This window comes from Nostoc sp. UCD121 (assembly GCF_014222285.1).
In the GTDB taxonomy this organism is placed as follows: Bacteria; Cyanobacteriota; Cyanobacteriia; order Cyanobacteriales; family Nostocaceae; genus Nostoc.
Genome location: NZ_JACKZS010000094.1, coordinates 1 through 22,173, shown reverse-complemented (window position 1 = coordinate 22,173; position 22,173 = coordinate 1). Strand labels below are relative to the sequence as shown.

The 22,173-nt window shown below is 39.7% G+C and carries 19 protein-coding genes; 7 read left to right on the top strand and 12 right to left on the bottom strand.

Features of this window, described 5'->3' with window-relative positions:
• Nucleotides 1-533: 533 nt before the first annotated feature.
• The 4 genes from GNF10_RS19985 (at nucleotide 534) to GNF10_RS19970 (ending at nucleotide 7,034) form a co-directional block, all read left to right on the top strand.
• Nucleotides 534-2,840, top strand: coding sequence for a calcium-binding protein (locus tag GNF10_RS19985; protein ID WP_185586569.1), 2,307 nt, complete (start codon nucleotides 534-536; stop codon nucleotides 2,838-2,840).
• 285 nt (nucleotides 2,841-3,125) lie between these two features.
• Nucleotides 3,126-4,493, top strand: a complete 1,368-nt coding sequence (locus GNF10_RS19980) for an NAD-dependent succinate-semialdehyde dehydrogenase (protein WP_185592382.1) — start codon at nucleotides 3,126-3,128, stop codon at nucleotides 4,491-4,493.
• Between the two features lie 126 nt (nucleotides 4,494-4,619).
• Nucleotides 4,620-6,263, top strand: a complete 1,644-nt coding sequence (locus GNF10_RS19975; protein ID WP_185585842.1) for an acetolactate synthase large subunit — start codon at nucleotides 4,620-4,622, stop codon at nucleotides 6,261-6,263.
• Nucleotides 6,264-6,473: 210 nt separating this feature from the next.
• Complete coding sequence (locus tag GNF10_RS19970) at nucleotides 6,474-7,034, top strand: hypothetical protein (RefSeq protein ID WP_185585841.1); 561 nt, start codon at nucleotides 6,474-6,476, stop codon at nucleotides 7,032-7,034.
• A 63-nt stretch (nucleotides 7,035-7,097) separates the two neighbouring features.
• Here the strand turns inward: GNF10_RS19970 and GNF10_RS19965 are convergent, their stop codons facing one another.
• Both GNF10_RS19965 and GNF10_RS19960 read right to left on the bottom strand, forming a co-directional pair.
• Entirely contained in the window at nucleotides 7,098-7,721 is a 624-nt protein-coding gene (locus tag GNF10_RS19965; protein ID WP_185585840.1) for an exopolysaccharide biosynthesis protein, read from the bottom strand.
• A 70-nt stretch (nucleotides 7,722-7,791) separates the two neighbouring features.
• Nucleotides 7,792-8,403: a DedA family protein gene (locus GNF10_RS19960; protein WP_185585839.1), complete on the bottom strand. Its 612-nt coding sequence runs from the start codon at nucleotides 8,401-8,403 to the stop codon at nucleotides 7,792-7,794.
• 150 nt (nucleotides 8,404-8,553) lie between these two features.
• On the opposite strand from GNF10_RS19960, the gene GNF10_RS19955 reads away from it, so the two are divergent.
• From GNF10_RS19955 to GNF10_RS19945, 3 genes are read left to right on the top strand one after another with little or no spacing between them, the layout of a single operon-like run.
• Entirely contained in the window at nucleotides 8,554-9,336 is a 783-nt protein-coding gene (locus GNF10_RS19955; protein WP_185585838.1) for an ABC transporter permease, read from the top strand.
• Between the two features lie 6 nt (nucleotides 9,337-9,342).
• Nucleotides 9,343-10,656, top strand: coding sequence for a cytochrome P450 (locus GNF10_RS19950; protein WP_185585837.1), 1,314 nt, complete (start codon nucleotides 9,343-9,345; stop codon nucleotides 10,654-10,656).
• 8 nt (nucleotides 10,657-10,664) lie between these two features.
• Nucleotides 10,665-11,393: a hypothetical protein gene (locus GNF10_RS19945; protein WP_185585836.1), complete on the top strand. Its 729-nt coding sequence runs from the start codon at nucleotides 10,665-10,667 to the stop codon at nucleotides 11,391-11,393.
• Here GNF10_RS19945 and urtE read toward each other — a convergent pair.
• The 10 genes from urtE to GNF10_RS19895 all read right to left on the bottom strand — a co-directional run bounded on the left by urtE (nucleotide 11,356) and on the right by GNF10_RS19895 (nucleotide 21,874).
• Nucleotides 11,356-12,054, bottom strand: coding sequence for an urea ABC transporter ATP-binding subunit UrtE (gene urtE, locus GNF10_RS19940; RefSeq protein ID WP_185585835.1), 699 nt, complete (start codon nucleotides 12,052-12,054; stop codon nucleotides 11,356-11,358). The two genes, GNF10_RS19945 and urtE, sit on opposite strands and share 38 nt — an antisense overlap.
• 186 nt (nucleotides 12,055-12,240) lie before the next feature.
• Nucleotides 12,241-13,353 (bottom strand): hypothetical protein, encoded by a 1,113-nt coding sequence (locus GNF10_RS19935; protein WP_185607206.1) that lies wholly within the window; start codon nucleotides 13,351-13,353, stop codon nucleotides 12,241-12,243.
• Between the two features lie 24 nt (nucleotides 13,354-13,377).
• Nucleotides 13,378-14,832 (bottom strand): DNA methyltransferase, encoded by a 1,455-nt coding sequence (locus GNF10_RS19930; RefSeq protein WP_185607205.1) that lies wholly within the window; start codon nucleotides 14,830-14,832, stop codon nucleotides 13,378-13,380.
• Nucleotides 14,833-14,895: 63 nt separating this feature from the next.
• Nucleotides 14,896-15,642: an urea ABC transporter ATP-binding protein UrtD gene (gene urtD, locus GNF10_RS19925; protein ID WP_185587710.1), complete on the bottom strand. Its 747-nt coding sequence runs from the start codon at nucleotides 15,640-15,642 to the stop codon at nucleotides 14,896-14,898.
• Nucleotides 15,617-16,735, bottom strand: coding sequence for an urea ABC transporter permease subunit UrtC (gene urtC / locus GNF10_RS19920; protein WP_185587712.1), 1,119 nt, complete (start codon nucleotides 16,733-16,735; stop codon nucleotides 15,617-15,619). The genes urtD and urtC overlap by 26 nt, the downstream gene beginning before the upstream one ends.
• 27 nt (nucleotides 16,736-16,762) lie before the next feature.
• Nucleotides 16,763-17,923, bottom strand: coding sequence for an urea ABC transporter permease subunit UrtB (urtB, locus tag GNF10_RS19915; protein WP_185587714.1), 1,161 nt, complete (start codon nucleotides 17,921-17,923; stop codon nucleotides 16,763-16,765).
• 176 nt (nucleotides 17,924-18,099) lie between these two features.
• The gene (gene urtA, locus GNF10_RS19910; protein WP_185587716.1) at nucleotides 18,100-19,413 is read right to left on the bottom strand and encodes an urea ABC transporter substrate-binding protein; all 1,314 of its coding nucleotides are present in this window, start codon (nucleotides 19,411-19,413) and stop codon (nucleotides 18,100-18,102) included.
• Nucleotides 19,414-19,636: 223 nt separating this feature from the next.
• Entirely contained in the window at nucleotides 19,637-19,891 is a 255-nt protein-coding gene (locus GNF10_RS38690; RefSeq protein ID WP_260446104.1) for a hypothetical protein, read from the bottom strand.
• A 21-nt stretch (nucleotides 19,892-19,912) separates the two neighbouring features.
• Nucleotides 19,913-21,583 (bottom strand): sodium:solute symporter family protein, encoded by a 1,671-nt coding sequence (locus GNF10_RS19900; RefSeq protein WP_185587718.1) that lies wholly within the window; start codon nucleotides 21,581-21,583, stop codon nucleotides 19,913-19,915.
• Between the two features lie 9 nt (nucleotides 21,584-21,592).
• A complete protein-coding gene (locus GNF10_RS19895; RefSeq protein ID WP_185587720.1) occupies nucleotides 21,593-21,874 on the bottom strand; it encodes a DUF4212 domain-containing protein in 282 nt (93 codons plus the stop codon).
• Nucleotides 21,875-22,173: the final 299 nt, after the last annotated feature.

Here is a 22,173-nt window from a genome sequence, read left to right as displayed (position 1 = left end):
TAGAAATTGCTTTGAGCAACTAAATTTATCGAACAGAATTCAGGAGTCAGAATTCAGTTGGGTATTCTGAACGAAAAAGCGGATAGCGCCGGCGGCAAGCGAGTCTGCATACTCTGTAAGAGTTGCAAGCTACGCTTTTAGCGTCTCGTAGAGAGCGTTTGAATAATCGGCGTTTTTGCACAGCCACTGAACTTTTGTTCAGTGGCTCCAAGTCAGCAGGAGTCTGAATCTCATAAGTGAATTGTTCCTTCTGCCTTCTTTAAATCACTTATTAAAACATTTTCCTACTGTTTTCTGCTTTCTTATTGCCTAAAAACTAGAAGAATATGAAGAATACATCAAGCTCAGTATTTATATATACATTTTTGGACAAATAATGTGAAGAGTATACAAAGATGCGTATTTAAACTATAGATATCTAAGTAATATTATCTTGACTAAATCATTAGAATTTGGCGACTATTTGTGCCCAAAAACATCACAAATAGCAACTTTAGAACTGAATTTACTGAACAAATTAATTAAGGAAAGCTATGGCAAATATCATTGGAACCAACGGTAATGATACCCTACTAGGCACTAACAGCGCCGACACGATTAACGGTCTAACGGGGGACGATACTATCACAGGCAAAGAGGACTACGATACCTTAACTGGTGGTGGTGGCAAAGATATATTTGTTTACAACGAAGGTGACGGCACAGATACCATCACTGATTTTGGTGGCGTAGGTAAAATAACAAGCCCAACAGCAGCAGTCATTGCCGAAGTCGATACCATCAAATTCCAAGGTGTTGACTTTACTGCCCGAAATCTGCTGCTTACCCAGAATGACAAAAATCTGGAAATCGCCTTTAAAATAAACTTTTTTAAGACCACAGTCATCATTCTGCGAAACTTTGCCCTGGAAAACCTGGAAAACCTCAGCAAATCTACTGGTGCTACTGTAGGTTTGGGCAATATTCTATTTGATGGGCAAACTAGCATTACTGACAGCTTTGATGTCTTCAATGCCAACTCTACCCAAACCACCATATTCAACAAGAACACAGTCACGTTCCTTAACGACCTAGATAACAATGTCAACGGTTTTGACAACTCAGATGATGTCATCAATGGTCAAGGGGGTAATGACATCATTGACGGCAAGAGTGGCAATGACCTTTTGAGGGGTGGTGAAGGGAATGATACTCTCATTGGTGGTGAGGGGAATGACACTCTCTTTGGTGGTGCGGGGGACACCTTGAATGGTGGCAATGGGGATGACACATTCTATATTGGTGGTAATCCCACGTTTCGTGAACAGGATATCTTGATAACTGGTGGTGGCGGCAAGGATAAATTTGTTTTTGACTTTCGTTTTCCGGAGCGTAGTACCGTTACCATCACGGATTTTGGTGGCATTGGTAAAGGCTCAAACCCATCGGCTGCAACCCTTGCTTCCTTGGATACCTTGGAATTTATTCTAGGTGATTTTACTTTGATTCCGAAAGATCTGCAATTAACTCAAAATGGTGACAACTTAGAAATCACTTTTGACCAGTCGTTGTTCGATCACAAAGTCATCCTGCAAAACTTTGCTCTGGAAAATCTAGACAATTTAGCCCAAGTCGGCAATATCCTGTTTAGTGGGCAAACTACCATCACAGACAGCTTTGATGTCTTCAATGCTAACTCCACCCAAAGCACTATTTTCAACAAGAACACAGTCACCTTCCTGAACGACCTCAACAACAATGTCAGCGGCTTTGACAACTCAGATGATGTCATCAATGGTCAGGGGGGTAATGACATCATTGACGGCAAGAGTGGCAACGACCTTTTGAGGGGTGATGCCGGAAATGATACTCTCATTGGTGGTACTGGTGACGATACTCTAACGGATTTATCTGATTTAACAGGCAATAATCTGCTCTCTGGGGGCAATGGCAATGATTTGCTCTCCACTTCTGGCTTATTATCCGGCGGTGGTTTCTTTGGATACCGTTTCTCAGGCTATTCGTCTGGCAATAACACTCTCAACGGTGGTGTTGGTAACGATACCTTGCGTGCTGATTTTTCAACAGGCGATAACCTACTCAATGGTGAGAATGGCAATGATTATCTTTCTGCCTCTGGTTCTTGGGATACTGACACTGCAAGACCTCTCTATTTTCCCTCTGGCAATAACACTCTCAACGGTGGCGCTGGTAACGATACCTTGCGTGCTGATTTTTCAGAAGGCGATAATCTACTCAATGGTGGCGATGGCAATGATTATCTCTCTGCCTCGACTAGCGAATTCAGCTATGATTACGCAGGTATTATTACCTTAGGAAATAACACCCTCAACGGTGGTGCTGGGGACGACACCATAAATATTGACTTTTCATCAGGTGATAATCTACTCGATGGTGGCGATGGCAATGATATTCTCTCCGCCCTTAGCGCCTCAGGAAATAACATCCTTATAGGTGGCGATGGCAATGACATCCTCATAGGTGGGAGTGGTAATGATACCCTCTATGGAGGGGATGGTAACGATACCTTTGTTTTTGATACTTTGTTCAAGATTTTCAATGTAGGCGTTGATACTATTTATGACTTCAACGCGACTAATGATGTGATTCAGATATCGGCTCTTAGTTTTGGTGGTGGGTTATCAATACCTTCACTAGAAGCGAATCAGTTTACCATCGGAACATTTGCAACCACAAGCAATCAACGATTTATTTATGACAATATTACAGGTGAACTGTACTTTGACCTTGATGGCAGTGCGAGTGCATTTACTCAGGTACAATTTGCACAACTATCAGCTGGATTGTCACTAACCAAAAACAATTTTGTGGTTGTTTAATCGTAATTAGCACTTTGTAAACTACCCACACTGTACCGTTATATCAGTGTGGGCTTCCAACTTCACAGAGGAATGACGCATTTTAGACTTACATCCTCGAATTGGTCTTAACCACTATTAATACTTAAGTAATTGGTATATTTTATTTCAAAAATAATTGCAAAAGTGTAATATTAAGCGACTAATTCTTGGTTAAAAGACTAAAATTTGGGTGTAGCTTCCAGAATTGATCTGTGTAACACTAGGAAGCCTACCTGAAGCTATTTTTTAACGGGAGGTCAGGTAATGGCGATCGCTACCATCAATCCCGCCACTGGGGAGACGCTCAAAACTTTTGAGGCGCTCAATGATACAGAAATTGTTGCTAAACTCGACTTGGCAAATCAGACTTTTGAAAAGTATCGTCAGACTGGTTTTTCTGAACGATCGCAGTGGCTGCAAAAGGCTGCTGAGATTTTAGAGCAAGACAAAGCAGAATTTGCTAAGTTAATGACTCTAGAAATGGGTAAACCATTTAAAGCTGCGATCGCAGAAGTCGAAAAATGCGCCGCCGTCTGTCGCTACTATGCCGAACACGCCCCGGCTTTTTTGGCTGATGTCAGTGTAAAAACTGATGCCAGCCAGAGTTTTGTACGTTATCAACCAATGGGTGCAATTCTTGCGGTGATGCCGTGGAATTTTCCCTTTTGGCAAGTGTTCCGCTTTGCTGCACCAGCATTAATGGCGGGAAATGTCGGCTTACTCAAACACGCTTCTAACGTGCCGCAGTGCGCCTTGGCAATTGAAGATATTATCCGACGTGCAGGTTTTCCTAAAGGTGCGTTTCAAACTCTATTAATAGGCGCTGCCAAAGTTGCCGATTTAATGGCTGATGACCGCGTAAAAGCTGCCACCTTAACCGGAAGCGAACCAGCAGGTATATCCCTCGCCGTCGCCGCCGGCAAACAAATTAAAAAAACAGTTTTGGAATTGGGAGGAAGCGATCCATTTATTGTGTTAGAAAGTGCTGACTTAGAGACAGCAGTTGTCACAGCTACTACAGCACGGATGTTGAATAATGGGCAATCATGTATTGCAGCGAAACGTTTTATTGTCGCAGAAGCGATCGCAGATCAATTTGAAAAATTGCTTTTAGAAAAATTCGAGGCGCTAAAAGTAGGCGATCCTATGCAACCGGATACCGATTTAGGCCCACTGGCAACACCTGGTATTCTCCAGGATTTAGATCAACAAGTACAAGCTGCTACCAAAAGTGGCGGTAAAGTCCTCACCGGCGGACATCCTTTATCAGATCGTCCAGGGAACTTTTATCCACCAACGATTATCATAGATATCCCGCCTGACACACCAATTGCAAAAGAAGAATTCTTTGGCCCAGTAGCCTTGTTATTCCGGGTTCCTGATATCGATGCTGCCATTAAACTCGCTAATGACAGCCCCTTTGGATTAGGTGCAAGCGCTTGGACAACGAATGACCAAGAATGCGATCGCTTGGTTGAGGAAATCGAAGCAGGTGCGGTATTTATCAACAGTATGGTCAAATCCGATCCCCGGTTGCCCTTTGGTGGTACTAAGCGTTCTGGATATGGCAGAGAATTGAGTATCCAGGGTATACATGAGTTTGTCAATGTGAAAACTGTGTGGGTTAAATGATTCGTCATTAGTCATTAGTCATTGGTCACTTGTACTGAGCTTAGTCGAAGTATTAGCCAAAAAATGACCAATGACAAAGGACAAATGACAAAGGACAAATGACTAAATAAATAGTTAGGAAATAAAATGAATACAGCAGAATTATTGGTGCAGTGTCTAGAAAATGAAGGAGTGCAATATATTTTTGGACTCCCTGGTGAAGAAAACCTGCACGTTTTGGAAGCGCTAAAACATTCTTCGATTAAATTTATTACGACTCGTCATGAACAGGGTGCAGCATTCATGGCCGATGTCTACGGACGCTTAACCGGAAAAGCCGGAGTATGTCTTTCTACTCTTGGCCCTGGGGCAACTAACTTAATGACTGGGGTAGCAGATGCTAACCTCGATGGTGCGCCTTTAGTAGCAATTACTGGTCAAGTGGGAACAGATAGAATGCACATCGAATCCCATCAATATTTAGATTTGGTGGCAATGTTTGCACCTGTTACCAAGTGGAATAAGCAGATTGTGCGACCGAGTATTACACCAGAAGTCGTGCGGAAAGCATTTAAGCGATCGCAATCTGAAAAACCCGGTGCAGTTCACATCGATTTACCAGAAAATATTGCTGCTATGCCTGTCGAAGGCAAACCTTTGCGTAAGGATAATAGCGAAAAAACTTATGCATCTTTTGCTAGCATTCGGGCTGCTGCTGCCGCAATTTGCCAAGCAGTTAACCCATTAATCTTAGTCGGAAATGGGGCAATTCGCGCTCATGCAAGTGATGCTGTCACCCAATTTGCAACTTTGCTGAATATACCTGTTGCTAATACCTTCATGGGTAAAGGCGTAATTCCCTACACACATCAATTGGCTTTATGGTCAGTGGGATTACAGCAAAGAGACTTCATTACCTGCGGTTTTGATAACACAGATTTAGTAATTGCGATCGGCTATGATTTGATTGAGTTTTCCCCGAAAAAATGGAATCGGAATGGTGAAATTCCGATTGTGCATATTGGGGTAAGTCCGGCGGAAATTGATAGTAGTTATATTCCTAACGCCGAAGTCGTGGGAGATATTTCAGATTCCCTCTATGAAATTTTAAAATTAGCAGACAGACAAGGTAAACCTGATCCTTTTGCTATCAGCTTAAGGTCAGATATTCGGGCTGATTATGAACAGTATGCCCATGATGACGGATTTCCCATTAAGCCGCAAAAGTTAATTTATGACTTACGGCAAGTGATGGGCCCAGATGATATCGTTATCTCTGATGTTGGCGCACATAAGATGTGGATGGCCCGTCATTATCATTGCCATAGCCCCAATACTTGCATAATTTCCAACGGCTTCGCGGCTATGGGTATTGCCATTCCTGGCGCATTAGCAGCAAAACTCGTTCATCCTAAACGCAAAGTCGTTGCTGTCACAGGTGATGGCGGCTTTATGATGAATTCTCAAGAATTAGAAACAGCCTTACGTGTCGGAACTCCCTTTGTCACCATAATTTTCAATGATGGTGGTTATGGATTAATTGAGTGGAAGCAAGAAAATCACTTTGGCAAAGGAAACTCATCTTTTGTGCATTTTAGCAATCCTGATTTTGTTAAATATGCCGAAAGCATGGGTTTAAAAGGCTACCGAGTTAAATCGGCTTTAGATTTGATTCCCACTTTGAAAGAAGCCCTCGCTCAAGATGTACCCGCCGTGATAGATTGTCCCGTAGATTATCGGGAGAATCACCGCTTCAGTCAAAAAGCCGGCGAGTTGAGTTGTGCGGTGTAAAAAGTTACGGCTTAGGAGTTAAGAGTTATAACTGAGGAGTTAGGAGTTACAGCAGTTTGCCTTTACATAAAGTACAAAACTACGGGTTTTGAGGCAGGAGTTAGAAACTCTTTATATGTGAATTTTGAGTCCTACATTTTGTACCTCACTTACTTGCATCTGCTGTATTTATTCCTAACTCCTTTTTTAGAACGAAATAGGTTTTCAAAGATGATTTCAAGCTTTAGAAATATCAGTGTTGTATATGGCGTATTTGTATTAGTCAGCGTTAGCAGCTTTCACAAGTCAGCGATAGCTACTATAAATAACCAGTCCCAACTAATAGCACAAAGCCAGGGTAAAACCCAGGTACACTCAGTTTTTAAATCTATTTTGCCTAAATTAAAGCAAAAGACTCAGATTCGGGTTCTGTTACCGAAGTTTATTCCTGAATCAGATGGGGGAAATGGAATTTACGCAATTATAGAAGCTGCTACACCAAAAAACTACGAGATTTTGCTCGGCTTTAGTCCTGATTGTAGTGGTGGAACTGCTTGTCGTCTGGGTGTGATTTCTGCTGAAGCAGTAACCCGCAAAACCCCCCGCCCCAGTGGTAAAGCTGTATCTTTAGCTAAGGGTATTACTGGCTATTTTGTGGATTTTGCTTGTGGTGCTAATTGCTCAGATGCTACCTTGACTTGGAGACAACAGGGTGTGCAATATGTTGTTGGGTTGAAAGCAGGCGATCGCACTTCTTTGATAAAAATGGCTAATTCTGCGATTAATCCCTAACTAAGATCAGAGTTCGATTCTACTTAAGAGCGAAACAGCCGACTTAAGTAGTATTTTTGCTATTTAACGACCTAGCCAAGTCTTGATGATGTCGAGAAGGCTAGAACCTCCCCAAATCAACGCCAACAGTATGGAAGTAGTCAAAACTGCCCCCATCACACACATTACCAAACCACCTAGGCTAATAGCACCATCATCTTCCGATAAGCCAAAGCTGGTTACAAAAATCCCCATTGCTGGTAGGGTATTAGTTCCCGGAATCGGAATCATCATGGAAATTGCCATCAAAGCGATCGCTATACCAATGGTCACTCTACCGGGTAAAGTAGTACAGATATAGCTTAGACGAGGACGAGCGATCGCTTCAATTCTTTTTAACCAAGGAATCCCTGCTTTTAAAAAACCCTGAACTGTTGTGAGTTGGATAGGATAATCCATCATCCGCTTGGGTAGCCAGGGGGTTTTAGCACCAGCGATTAATTGTATCGCTAACAGAAAAATCAATATTCCAAAAGGAGTTGAATATCCCGGCGCTGGAACTGGCAAAGCGGAAGGTAGAGATAAGATAACTAGCAAAAATCCAAAAATTCTTTCTTGCGCTAACAATAAAATCTCTGCCAAAGTCACTTTTTCTGGTCGTTCTTCCTCAAAAAAATAGCGTTGTAATTCGTTAGATAGTTTAGCCATATATCCCCAATATTTAGCAATGTTAAGTAAATAAATATACCTAATATCTATACAAAATCAAAAACATATTTCAACTTTTATTTGCTCGATTTTCTTGTATTACATGAATCATCGATGGTATTAAAGAAATAACTATAATTGCTCCAATAATTGGTAACAAATACTTATCTACCTGTTCAGGTGGCAGAGATTTTCCTAAGAAAAATCCTAACAGGGTAATGCCAAATGTCCAAAGACAGCCACCAATTAAGTTGTAAGACATAAATGTTCGGTAATGCATCGCACCAAGTCCAGCCACAATCGGCGCAAAAGTGCGAATAATCGGTGTAAACCTGGCCAAAACTAGTGTCTTTTTGCCATGTTTTTCATAAAAATCTTGGGTTTTTACCAAGTGTTTTTTATGAAATAACCATGAATCTTCTTTCTGAAATAATTTTCTGCCAAATTTGTGTCCTGTAGCGTAGCCAACATTATCACCAAGGACTGCACAAACAAAAGCACCAAAAATCAGAACCCAAATGTTAAACCCTGATTTTGGAAGAGATGCGAGAAATCCAGCAGTAAATAGCAAACTATCTCCTGGCAGAAAAAAACCAATTAGCAAGCCAGATTCAGCAAAGATAATTGCCCATACCCCAAAGTAGCCAATTTTTGTAATTAGGTCTGGTAAATTTAAATGCATTAGGATTTTTTGGTTTTCAACAATAGATCCACAACATCTTAACGTTTAGCAATTTTGCTGAATAAAAAGTAATATTAAATTTACGTAAAGTTCTTGTGTAATCTTAAAAATTTTAGTGACAGATGGCACATTTTGGGTTAGAGGTGCAAGATGCAAAGATATTTGAAAGTACTAAGACTATTTTGGGGTGCTGCGATCGCATCTGAGTTAGAGTATCGGATTAATTTTTTCGTCGCTACCCTCACCAGTTTGGGAAATCTTGCGGGTAGCCTCTTTGGATTATTCTTGTTTTACCGCACTGGCTATACTTTTAGTGGCTGGTCATGGGAAGCAGCTTTAGTAGTTTTAGGAATTTTTACGTTACTACAAGGATTTTCTGCGACTTTTCTAGCGTCAAATTTGAACCGCATTGTCCGTCATGTTCAAGAAGGCACTTTGGACTTTATATTATTAAAACCTATTCGCAGCCAGTTTTGGCTTTCCACTCATACCCTTTCCCCTTGGGGACTACCGGATCTAATTTTTGGTAGTATTATCATTGGCTATGCAGGTAAACGCCTTGGTGTAGGGATAAACGGCTATCTACTTGGTGTGCTGCCGTTATTGTTCAGCTTTGTGATTTTATACAGCCTGTGGTTTATGCTGGGTTCAATGAGTATTTGGTTTGTCAAAATATACAACGTTACTGAAGTGTTGCGTGGTTTATTGGAAGCTGGACGATATCCCATTGCAGCATATCCCACTGCTTACCGTTTTTTCTTCACCTTTGTGATGCCAGTAGCTTTTTTAACTACTGTACCAGCCCAAGCGCTGTTGGGTCAGAGTGAAATTAGCTGGTTGATAGGTGCAGCAATATTAGCAGTAGTGCTGTTTTTTGTTTCTACTTGGTTTTGGCGGTTTGCGTTGCGGTTTTATACTAGTGCTTCGAGCTAAAGAGATATGAAAAGTAATCAAATCCCGCCAGGAAGCTTTGGTATACCTATATTAGGTGAAACACTGTCCTTTGTTTTCGACCCCGATTTTGCCAAAAAGCGCTATCGCCAGTATGGTTCTATCTACAAAACCCATCTTCTTGGCAGACCAACTGTGGTAATGGCAGGGCCGGAGGCATTAGAATTCGTTTTATCAACCCAGATGGAGAATTTTTCTTGGCGGGAGGGATGGCCGAATAATTTCAAGACATTACTGGGTGAATCGCTTTTTCTCCAAGATGGAGAGGAACACCGCAGAAACCGCCGCTTGATGATGCCGGCGTTGCATGGCCCAGCATTAGCGAGTTATGCCTCCACAATGGAAGATATTACGCGCGGCTATCTCCAAAAGTGGGAGAAAAAACAGGAGTTTACTTGGTTCCAAGAATTTAAACAGCTGACATTTGATATTGCCAGTCAATTGTTGTTGGGTACGCGTCCTGGGCCGGAATGTGTACGCCTCAGTCAGTTATTTACAACTCTGACGAATGGGCTGTTTGCTATTAATCCGTTGCCATTACCATTTACGACATTTGGTAAAGCTATAGCCGCTCGTAATGAAATTTTAGAGCATCTAACTCAAGTCGTCAGAGAACGTCAGCAAAACCCAACTCAAGATACCATTAGCTTGTTGATAAAAGCTAAAGATGAAGATGGTAACAGCCTGAGTGAAAAAGAAATCATTGCTCAAGCGGTACTGTTACTCTTCGCTGGACATGAAACTACTACTTCGATGCTGACTTGGTTATGTACAGAGTTAGCCAGTCATCCAGAAGTACTCGAAAAAGCAAGAGTTGAACAATTGCAACTTGCAAGTAAAGGTGATTTGGATTTAGAACAACTGGGGAAAATGCCCTATTTAGAGCAGGTTTTGTGGGAAGTCGAAAGATTGCATCAACCTGTCGGAGGTGGGTTTCGTGGTGTGATTAAAGACTTTGAGTTTAAAGGTTATCACGTTCCTGCTGGTTGGCAGTTGCTTTATTCAATTCTGATAACTCATAGCCTAAAGGAAATCTACCTTGAACCAGAGCGTTTTGATCCAGAGCGTTTCAGCCCCCAGCGCCAAGAACACAAAAAATATCCTTTTAGTTTAGTTGGTTTTGGTGGTGGGCCACGCATCTGTATTGGTATAGCCTTTGCCAAAATGGAAATGAAGATTATTGCTGCTCATCTTCTACGGAATTATCATTGGGAAATATTACCCAATCAAAGTTTAGAAACAGTGTTGGTTCCCAGCAATCGACCTAAAGATGGGTTACGGGTTCGATTTCAAGCTCGGTGAAATGTTTTATGGTATCCCAAATAGACATACATTTGCCTAATGGAGTTTTACAACGCTTGCAAAATGTGAAAGATTTTGTGGGCGGAAGCGTTAACTCTCTAAGTAACTCAGCACAGCAAGTTGGAGAGTCTTTAAAGACAACAGCAACTACAACAACTGATACAGTTACAACAAACTTAGAGCAAACTTGGCAAACTGCTGAGAAATTTAAGAGTACAACATCGGGAGCAGTTAAAGATGCAATGACATCTTCTGTAAGTGATTGGCTGACACAACACCCGATATTTTTTAGGTTAGTTCAAATACTTGGTTGGGCAACTAATCATCCAATTATCAGTGTAGTGATTTTCCTGTTTGCACTTGCTCTTATTTGGAGCATCATCAAAGCAATTGTCCGCTTGATTGAAACAGCTAGTTGGTCAATACTTCAAGTCCCAATAAAATTACTTCTGGCTTTGATTAAAGTTAGTTTTCTATTCTTAGCTAAAGTTGGCAGTTTTGGCATTCAAAAAATTACAGCTACTAAAACAACTGATAGCTTGCCTACTTTACTACCTGAAAACTTTCAACCAAGTAAGCAACAACGATTAGCAGAAATTTCTCATCGCTTGGAAGCAATTCAAAAGGAACAGCATGAGCTTTTACAAGAAGCAGCAGACTTGATTGCTTCAGATACAATTGATATAGAAATATCAAAAATTAAACAGCTAGAAAGCGTTGAATCACATCTTGGCTGAGTTCAGATGTGGAACCGGAGGCGACAATACCGCCTTTTTGCATGGCGTAATAGTAATCAGCCTGACGGACAAAGTGTAAATGTTGCTCTACCAATAAAACCGAAATGCCTGTGGTTTCGACGATGCGACGGACTGCGGCTTCAATTTCGAGGATGATGGAGGGTTGAATGCCTTCGGTGGGTTCATCCAAGACGAGTAATTGAGGTTCTCCCATTAAAGCACGTGCGATCGCTAATTGTTGCTGCTGTCCTCCACTCAAATCACCACCCATCCGCGAAAGCATGGTTTTTAACACCGGGAATAAGCTAAAAACTTCCTCTGGAATTTCTGCTTTCTTTACTGGTTTGCGTCTAGCTTCCAACCCCAGCAGCAGATTTTCTTTGACTGTCAACCGAGGGATAATTTCTCGCCCTTGGGGAACATAACCAATTCCCAACTTTGCCCTTTGGTCAGGGGATTTCGAGTTGATTAATTCTTCAGCTAAGTTAATAGTACCACTGCGGGGTTTGAGTAAACCCATGATTGTTTTGAGTAGAGTTGTTTTACCTACACCATTGCGTCCGATTAGGCAGACCATTTGCCCAGATGGTACGCTTAAATCGACATTGCGGAGAATGTGGCTTTCGCCGTAGTAAACGTTGAGGTTAGAGATTTTTAGCATTTTTTTAGCATTATAGATTACGTAGATATTAAAATTTAACGCAGAGGCACAGAGAGAAAGATAGAGTTGTGATATTTTTGTATCCAGATGGAATTATTCCGATGGGTTTCATAATTGAAGACTAGACCGCTATTTATTCATGCTCACCTAAATGCATAATCATTAAAAAATATTGATGGAAATGTTTTACTTTACAACGAAAATAACATCTGTTAAAGCACTGAAGGTTTGTGGTTTACCAGGATAATTAAAATTCATCTTTAAATCTGATATTTGCTTTGAGCTAAAAGCATCAAGAAAAGTGTTTATCGTCGGTGTTAAAAGGTCTAAGTTCCTTTTAAGTTTCCACGAGCTTGAAAAATCATTCGTATCAATTAATACAAGAAATAAGCGATTTTCTGAGCCAAAACGCATTTCTCCCTGATTCTCATACAACCATTTTGCTAGATTTCTAGGATTCTGTTGAGCTTCGTTAACAATTGCCACATTCTCAGATTTCAACTGATTAAGAACAGATTGAGATGCAATGTCATTTCTATCTCTTAACTTTTCAGTAATTTCATAATATATATTGGAAGTTTTTGCTGTTTTATCAAATTTAATTGAAAGCTCCTTTGCTTTTTTCTTTAAAAAAGTAAGTTCAACAGGAAGATTCTTTTCCTTCCTCTTTGATTTTAAATATTCTGATGGGAAATAAGTAACCTTTAAATCAAAAGGTATATTTCTAATGAAAAAATCGACACTCTTAATTTGTCCGACAGTCGGTAAAATAGACGGATGCGATTTAAAGATATGCTCAATTAAAATACTAGACCAATGGTTATACCAACTATTCAATACATATCCTTGAACAACACGATTTATCTCTGTCTCAAACTTAGACATCAATATTTCATAAGATATTATATCTTTCGTTTTCACATAATGGCTTACCAAGTATTTATCCAGTGAATTTTGATAATCACCTCCCCATTCAAATGTTTTTAATTTATATAATTCAGAAACGAGACTTTCCTTATTTAAGGATTGCAATATTTGTACATTCTTTTCCTTAATATATAAATCTAATTGCTGATGAGATTGAGGTAGATTTGATTGCAAAAGTAGGAATAATTCCTGAAACTGCCCGTTTAAGCTGCTAGTATTTAAGACCAATGAATATTTTTTGACAAATTCTGAAACTAATTCTCCTCTTCTGATTGATTTAATTTTTAACCACAGTTGACCTGTATAATCCGTATTAAATTCTGTTAGATTATCACTTTCATATAATTTTTTCCAATAAGAAAAATCTTTCATAGCAAATCCTTAAACATCTTCTTCTTATGTTGCCGACGCTATTTTGGGTATTGAAGTTGACCAACCTGGTATCTTATTAAGTTCCAGATGAGAATCAATACTACACCCTTTTCGTTTTAGGACGAGGACATAATCTGTTTTCATTCCACCTCTTCTATTATCTTGCACTACTGAGTTTGCAGAATATTCCATAGGGAAAGCCCCAATAAATTGTAAATTAGAATCATTTTCAAGTATTTCTAAGAATTTCCAACTTTCTTTATCGCGGGCATTAAAGTATATTAAAAACATTCCATCATCAGTAAGAATACGACTAGACTCACCTATAAACAATTTCATCTTTTCAATATATTCGGCCTTTTTTTTATTTCTATCTTTAGCGTTGGAAACAATTATTTCTTTCTCAAAGTAAACATTTTTATTTAAAATGGAATTCCATAGTTCACTTAATTCAAGGTAGGGAATTCGATCACTATGCGGTGGGTCAGTACAAATCAATTTTATAGTTTTTTCTGGTATCTTTTGCATTACATCTATGCAATCATCATTAATAATTAATGATCCTTGTCTACTTTTTAAGAGACCACTGATTGATTCATGTCTTGGATATTTATAATCACTAATATCAATTAATGCTTTATAGAGTTTTTTAGCTCTACTCTCAAAACAATTCCAAACATTAATTTCAAAATGTAATTCTGGTCTCCAATAGCCAATCACCCAACTGCCAACCTCAATTTTATTAGAAATTTGATTTTTGATTTTTCCTCGATTGGTGATTGCAAATACCATAGATGACATTTGCCCTGATGAAGAAGTAAGAGTTAATAATAAAGCTTTTTGAATTGCATCTGGAAATAATTTAATTTCATCCATTATTAAATCAATATTATGCAAAGCTCTACGAGTAAATAAATCGTAGATAGACATTTGATTACTTGAATTAATTCTTGAATTTGTAAAAAAAGTGAGTTTTCTAATGTTCCGTATTGAATATTGAGAAAATGACTCAAGTTTTTCTAAATCAAAGCTTGTTGTTTCCATCTCAATTCTACTTCTACCTACCTTTGGCTTCATCCATACCTTTAAAAGTTCACCACTACTCCATAAATAATGCGATGCTATTTCCCGATTTACGGTAAAGTATGTCTCATTTATTTTCTGTTTAATATTTTTTTCAATCTCTTCTAGAGCTGATTGAAATACCGAAGCTTTTGGAAGTTCTAATAAAAAGTTAGTATGTTCAATTGCGAAAGGATTAATATCAATTCCAATAAATCTCCTTTTTTGGTACAAACATTCTCTACTGATAAAACCTGAACCTAAAAATGGATCAATAACTATATCTGACTCATTTGTATAGTTTTGTATAAAAAAAGCAATACTTTCAGTTGGCTTTTTACCCCAGTATTTATGGAAAGAATACATACCTTTATAGGTATCAGGATTGCTAATATCTTTTATGGTCTTTACAGTCATGTCAAACTCTATATCTGAGAACCCTAAATATAGAGTACCATGTCGAGCTTTTGAGATAAAAATTCATTCTTCCTGTTTTCCCAGATATACTTCAACAACACGAGAGTCATTTTGCACTTCCTCAAAATTCCCTTCGCACAGCACCGAACCTTCATGTAACACTGTTACTTTCTTAGCAATTTGGCGCACAAACTCCATATCATGTTCAATTACTAAAATTGAATGACTCTGAGCTAGTGCTAACAGTAATTCACCGATGTTATAAGTTTCTTCATCTGTTAAACCAGCAACAGGTTCATCAACGAGTAATAAATCAGGTGACTGTGCTACTAACATTCCAATTTCTAAACGTTGCTTTTCTCCATGAGAAAGTAAAGCTGCTTTGATATCTGCCTTCGGCGTTAAGCCAATAGTTTCTAATAATTCTTTAATATTATTTTTTTCAGCAGCATTAGAGCTTTCAAACAAAGTAGAAAAAACATTTTTCTTCTTGTTGATGGTAATTTCTAAATTTTCACGGGGCGTTAAATTTAAGTAAATTCGAGGTGTTTGGAACTTGCGCCCAATTCCCAATCGCGCAATTTTATATTCAGGTAAAGAACGCAGGTTTCTTCCTTTAAATAAAACTCGCCCAATAGTTGGTTGCACTTTCCCGGTAATCACATCCAGAAATGTTGTCTTTCCCGCACCATTGGGGCCAATTACTACTCGTAATTCACCCACATCCATACTAAAATTTAGCTGGTTTAAAGCCTTAAAACCGTCAAAACTAACAGTTACGTTTTCAGTTTCCAATATTTTCGCGTTCATGTTGCACTTCGGGGTCTTCTTCCAAGGTGGGATATGTAGAAATTTCTTGACGACGGTTGAAAAAGGAAATATTCTGGCTACGCAACCATCCCACAATGCCGTCAGGAAGCACTGTGACGACTATCAAAAATAGTGCGCCTTGGAAAAATAGCCAGATTTCAGCAAATTGTTCACTTAAAAAAGTGCGGGCATAATTTACTAATAAAGTTCCGACAATTGCGCCGATTAAAGTAGCGCGTCCGCCTACAGCTACCCAAATCACCATTTCAATGGAAAAAGCAATATCCATTGCTCTAGGTGATACAGAACCACTTTGAATGGTGTAAAATGCTCCTGCTATACCTGCGATCGCACCTGAAACTGCAAACACCAGCACCTTAAAATCTGTAGGGTCGTAGCCAGAAAACCTTACCCGACTTTCATCATCACGAATCGCTATCAACAATCTCCCAAAGCGTCCAGTTGTCAACCAGCGACAAATCCCGTAGGTGATTGCGAGAAATACTACCGTTAGGGTATAGAAAACAAACTGCGTTTTGGCATCGCTGACCGTCGCCCCAAACAGAGTTGTAAAATCTATCAGTCCATTTGTACCGTTGAAAAATTGTTGTTGACCGTTAAAGAAGTTGAAAAATACAATAGTTCCTGCTTGAGTCAATATAGAAAAATAAACACCCTTGAGGCGATTACGGAAAACCAAATATCCCAATAATCCCGCCAATAACCCTGGAATTAGTACCACCAAAGCTATTGTCAAAGGAAAAGAATAAAAAGGTTGCCAAAAGGCGGGAAGTTCCGTAACCCCATAAAGACCCATGAAATCAGGCAATTCACCAGTAGGGACTTGGAGTTTCAGGTACATTGCGATCGCATATCCACCCAAACCAAAGAAAATACCATGTCCCAAACTCAATAAACCAGTATACCCCCAAATCAAATCGATACCTAAAGCCACGATCGCCAGCGACAAAAATCGCCCCAACAAATTCAGGCGAAACTCCGACAGCACCAGTGGCATAACAATTATAAGGAAGAGTGCGATCGCAACCACCACCCCCACCTCAATTAATAACCTTCCTCCCCTCTTCCTCATTCTCTGCGTCCTCTGCATCTCTGCGGTTTAAACATCAACAGTACGTCCCTTCTGCGGAAAAATCCCCCCAGGCTTCCACTGTAAAAACACAATAATCAGCGCAAACACCATCACCTTCGCCATACTTGTCGTGGCAAAAAAAGTAAACAAATCAGCCAAAGGTTTAACAGGAGTAAACAACAAAGCCAGAGTCCCAGAACCAATTAAAAAATTAGCCGTCCCAATACCCAAAGCAGCCACAATCGTCCCCGCTAAATTCCCCACACCCCCAACGACAACAACCATAAAAGTATCAATAATATAGTTTTGTCCCGTATTTGGCCCTACAGAACCAAGTAAACTAATGGCACATCCAGCCACACCAGCTAAACCAGAACCCAATGCAAAAGTAATCGCATCAACCTTTTGAGTTGGGATACCCAAACAAGCACTCATACTCCGATTTTGCGTCACAGCCCGAATTCTTAAACCCCAGCTAGAACGCTGTAAAAATAAATAAATTCCCGACACACAGATTATTGTTAAAGCAATGATAAATAACCTAGCAAAGGGAAATTGCACACCACCCAAAGATATCCCCGCTTGTAACCAAGTAGGTGCTGTTACATCCACATTTTGAGCGCCAAACCAAGGTTGAGTCACTGCTAACTTATAAGTTTGACTCAATAAATTGCCTGTTGTGATTGTCACCCCCAGCGATAGTAAAAATATTACCGCCACAATCCAGTTACGAACTCTTCCCAAATCAGTGCGAGAATTTAAAATCCATAAACCTCCAAAAAACAGCAGAGAAAATAAGCCTAGACCAATTACTAATACCCAATTCACGCTGCGAACAAACTGTTGAAAAATCAAACTTACTCCCCAAGTTGCCAAGAGAGTTTCTAGAGGTCGTCCATAGAGATAACGAATCACACCTTTTTCTAGAATTAATCCCACAGCAGCCGTGAAAAGAAAAGCGATAATCAAAGCCAAAAATATATAGACTTCAAACCATACTCCACCCAATTGCTTACAAACATTTTGCACAACAAATGTTGTATAAGCCCCAAACATCATCAACTCTCCATGTGCCATATTGATGACACCCATCAATCCGAAAATAATGGCTAATCCCAATGCAGCAATTAATAATACAGCACCAATACTAATGCCATTAAATACAGCTTCTAAAAAACCTGTTAACACTTTTTCCCCTAAATATCAGCATTATTTAGAATAATCTTATCGTGCGTTACGCGCGCATTTCGAGATTATAATATGAGCAAATAACACACCCTTACCTAAGATGGTGCGTTAGGCTAAAGCCATAACACACCCTACTATTTCTGAGAGTTAGTAATCGGTAATTAATTACGAATTATTTAAATTTTCTTGTACTTACCACCCTTCGCTGGATCAGTCCAATCACAAGCAAATCCTTTAGTCTCTTTTACAAATTGATTCCAAGGAACTGGCTCAACTGGTGCAGGAGTAGCATAGACAATATCAAACAAACCATCTTGCCTAACTTGACCAATCCGCACAATTTTGGAGATGTGATGATTGGCATCCATTGTCACTTTACCTTCAGGCGCATCTAGAGTTTGACCATAAGCCGCAGCACTGACTTTAGCTATGTCTGTAGTTCCAGCTTTTTCTACTGCTTGCTTCCACAAATAAACTGCAATATATGATGCTTCCATTGGGTCATTTGTCACGCGATCTTCACCATACTCTTTCTTGAAAGCGGCAACAAACTTTTTGTTAGCAGGTGTGTCTACTGTTTGAAAATAGTTCCAAGCTGCATAATGACCTTTGAGATACTCTACACCAATTGCTTTGACTTCTTCTTCGGCAATACTGACAGACATAGAGGGATATTTATCTGGTGTCAATCCAGCCCCTTTTAATTGCTTGAAGAAAGCGACATTACTATCACCATTTAGGGTGTTATAAATCACGCCACCATTTGGTAAATTTTGTTTTATTTTCGTAATGATAGGTGTGACTTCTGTATTGCCAAGAGGTAAATAATCTTCACCAACTGTTTTTCCACCTAAAGCTTCTAATTGGGCTTTAATAATTGTGTTAGCAGTGCGGGGAAAAACATAGTCTGAGCCAACTAAAAAGAATTCTTTACCCTTATTTTTTAACAACCAATCAACAGATGGTTCAATTTGTTGATTTGGTGCTGCACCAGTGTAGAAAATATTTTTAGAACACTCTTGCCCTTCATACTGCACAGGATACCAGAGCATGTGATTTTTGCTCTCGAATACTGGTTTGACATTTTTACGACTAGCAGAAGTCCAACAACCAAAAACTACAGAAACTTTATCTTGATCGATTAGCTTAGTTGCCTTTTCTCTAAAAGTATCCCAGTTAGAAGCACCATCTTCGGTAATTGCTTCAATTTGTTTACCTAAGACACCACCAGCAGCATTAATTTCTTTGATTGCTAATTTTTCAGCATCGACAACGCTTTTTTCACTGATGGACATCGTACCACTCAAAGAGTGCAAAATACCTACTTTGATGGTGTTACCAGCAGTAGCAGCAGCTGGTGAAGCAGTAGGAGATGCGACCGTCTCTGTAGCGCTTGGGGGATTATTCGCACAAGCTTTTAGAAAAAAGCTGCTTCCGAAAGTTAAAGAACCGTAGATCAAAAACTTACGTCTGTTAAATTCTCTTCTCATAATCTTTATGAATTTTCCTCTTGATGAATCAACTAACTTAATAGAAAGCTGACAATTTCAAACTTTAAAGTGTGATGATAGTGCGATAGTTTACTAGTAAAAAGTTATCTTGGATACCAAACGCCTGATTTTTGTTACAAAAAAATAACTTTGCAATATCAATATTTGTTAAGCTTAATATTCTTGTCAGCAATAAAAAAATAGCTGGATAATAATCTCATCTTTACTTGAGGGCTTTGCCAAAGGTGGTATTAATTACCAAAGGATTGCTAAAACCGGAGAATAAATGAACGTTCTCAAATCCTGTGATAGTAGGAATCAAGGGTAGGCGATCGCAGATTAAAATCAAGCCATTCGCCTCAACCCTGACTTGGGAGTAAGGCGAAAAGTGAGATTCTCGTGAAATGGGCAGGGGAGGGAACAGAAAGCTTATCTGAACCTTATTTAGAGATAAGGGAGTGAAGGAAAAATGCCCCATTCCCCATACCTACTCAATCTCTTATTCTTCAACCAATGATTCTTCAATCAATGGGCTGCGGAGGTCTTCTACCATTGCTTGAATTTCTGCTGGAGGTGGTGGTGTTAGGCGTGAAACTACTAGGGTGACAGCAAAGTTAATTAGCATACCCAAAGTACCAATTCCTTCGGGAGAAACCCCAAAAAACCAGGGTTGCATACCCCCAAACTTAACGCCGACAATGTAGATTATCGTAAACAGTAAACCCGTCAACATCCCAGCGATCGCACCTTCAGAATTGGTGCGTTTGTCGAAAATCCCCAGAAAAATTACCGGGAAGAAACTAGCAGCAGCTAAACCGAAGGCAAAAGCTACCACCTCACTTACAAATCCTGGTGGATTTACCCCAAAATATCCCGCGAGGACGAGGGAAAAACCCACCATAATCCGCCCGACAAACACCCGTTTTTCTTCTGATGCTGATGAATCTATGATCCGGTAGTAAATATCGTGGGCAATGGAACTGGAAATTACTAGCAACAAACCTGATGCCGTAGACAAGGCAGCTGCCAAACCGCCAGCCGCTACCAACCCAATCACCCACGGAGGTAGGTTAGCTATCTCTGGGGTGGAAAGCACAATGATATCTCGGTCAATCTTGATTTCATTGGTGTCTTTATTTGGTGTTAACTGGAGACGGCCATCTTTATTGATGTCATCAAAAGCCAACAATTTGGTTTTTTCCCACTTGGCCGCCCAGTCTAGCTGCTGCACTTCTGCAACAGTATGATTATGCAGGGAATCAATCAAGTTGTAGCGAGCAAACATCGAGAGGGCTGGAGCCGTTGTATAAAGAATGGCAATAAATAGTAGTGCCCAACCAGCAGAATAGCGGGCTGCACGTACACTTTTTACTGTGTAAAACCGGACAATGATATGGGGTAAGCCAGCCGTGCCTACCATCAAAGCAATGGTTGTGAACAGCACATCTAGCATCGACTTGTTCACAAATGGCTCAGTATACGGCTTAAACCCCAGGTCAACCTGGATTTTATTGAGTTTGTCAGCAATATCACTGAAGGTAAATGCTAGCTGAGGAACAGGATTACCAGTAAGAAACCAGGCGATCGCGATCGCTGGAATCAGGTAAGCAAAAATCAACACACAGTACTGTGCTACCTGTGTCCAGGTAATACCTTTCATCCCCCCCAACACAGAGAAAAAGCCGACGATCACCATCCCGATGATCACGCCTGTATTGATATCTACTTGTAGGAAGCGGCTAAAAACAATGCCCACGCCCCTCATTTGTCCAGCAACGTAGGTGAGGGAGACGAAAATGGCTGCAACTACTGCCACTAAACGGGCGATATTAGAGTAGTAGCGATCGCCTACGAAATCTGGCACTGTATACTTCCCAAATTTCCGTAAGTAGGGAGCCAGTAATAATGCTAGCAGTACATAGCCGCCAGTCCACCCCATTAAATAAATAGAACCGTCGTAACCCAAAAAAGAAATCAGCCCCGCCATTGAAATAAAGGACGCTGCTGACATCCAGTCGGCCGCGGTAGCCGCACCATTAGCAATTGAAGGTATCCCTTGACCTGCTATAAAAAAGTCTTTACTATTTTCGACTCGTGATTGCCAACCAATATAAATGTAGGCGACGAAAGAAAGTCCAACTAATACAATAGTCCAAATTTCAACTGACACGGTTTTTCCTCACTTCCTGATATTGTATTTATGGTCTTGCTTGCTGAGATTGTATTTGCGGTCTAGCTTATCCATTTGGAAGGCATAAATGAAAATCAAGGCCACAAATACCAGGATTGACCCTTGTTGAGCCATCCAAAAGCCAAAGGGTACGCCAAAAAACCGTATTGCATTCAAAGGTTGAACCAACAAAATACTAAAAACTAGGGAAACCAATGCCCAGACAATTAAAAGATTACGAATTAAAGCAGTATTAGCACGCCAATAAGCACGGCGCTGATCTTCATCCATTGTTGTTCATCATCATTGCGTTGGTGCATCAAAATAATACCAATAAGCCGTTAATATCCTGTCTAATGACTGTATTAATTTTTAAATTATTTAGTAAATAATATTTAATTTTGCTGTATAAAATAAACTAAGTAATAGCTGTCTGATAATTAATCTATGGTCAGTGATGAAAAGATATTGGTTCATAAAGCTGAAACATCCAATAAATTATTAATGTTAATAAACTTTTATATACAATATCTTTAATTTAAAATACGTATTATTTGCTAGAAAGTTTTCACATTTAAATGCTATAAATT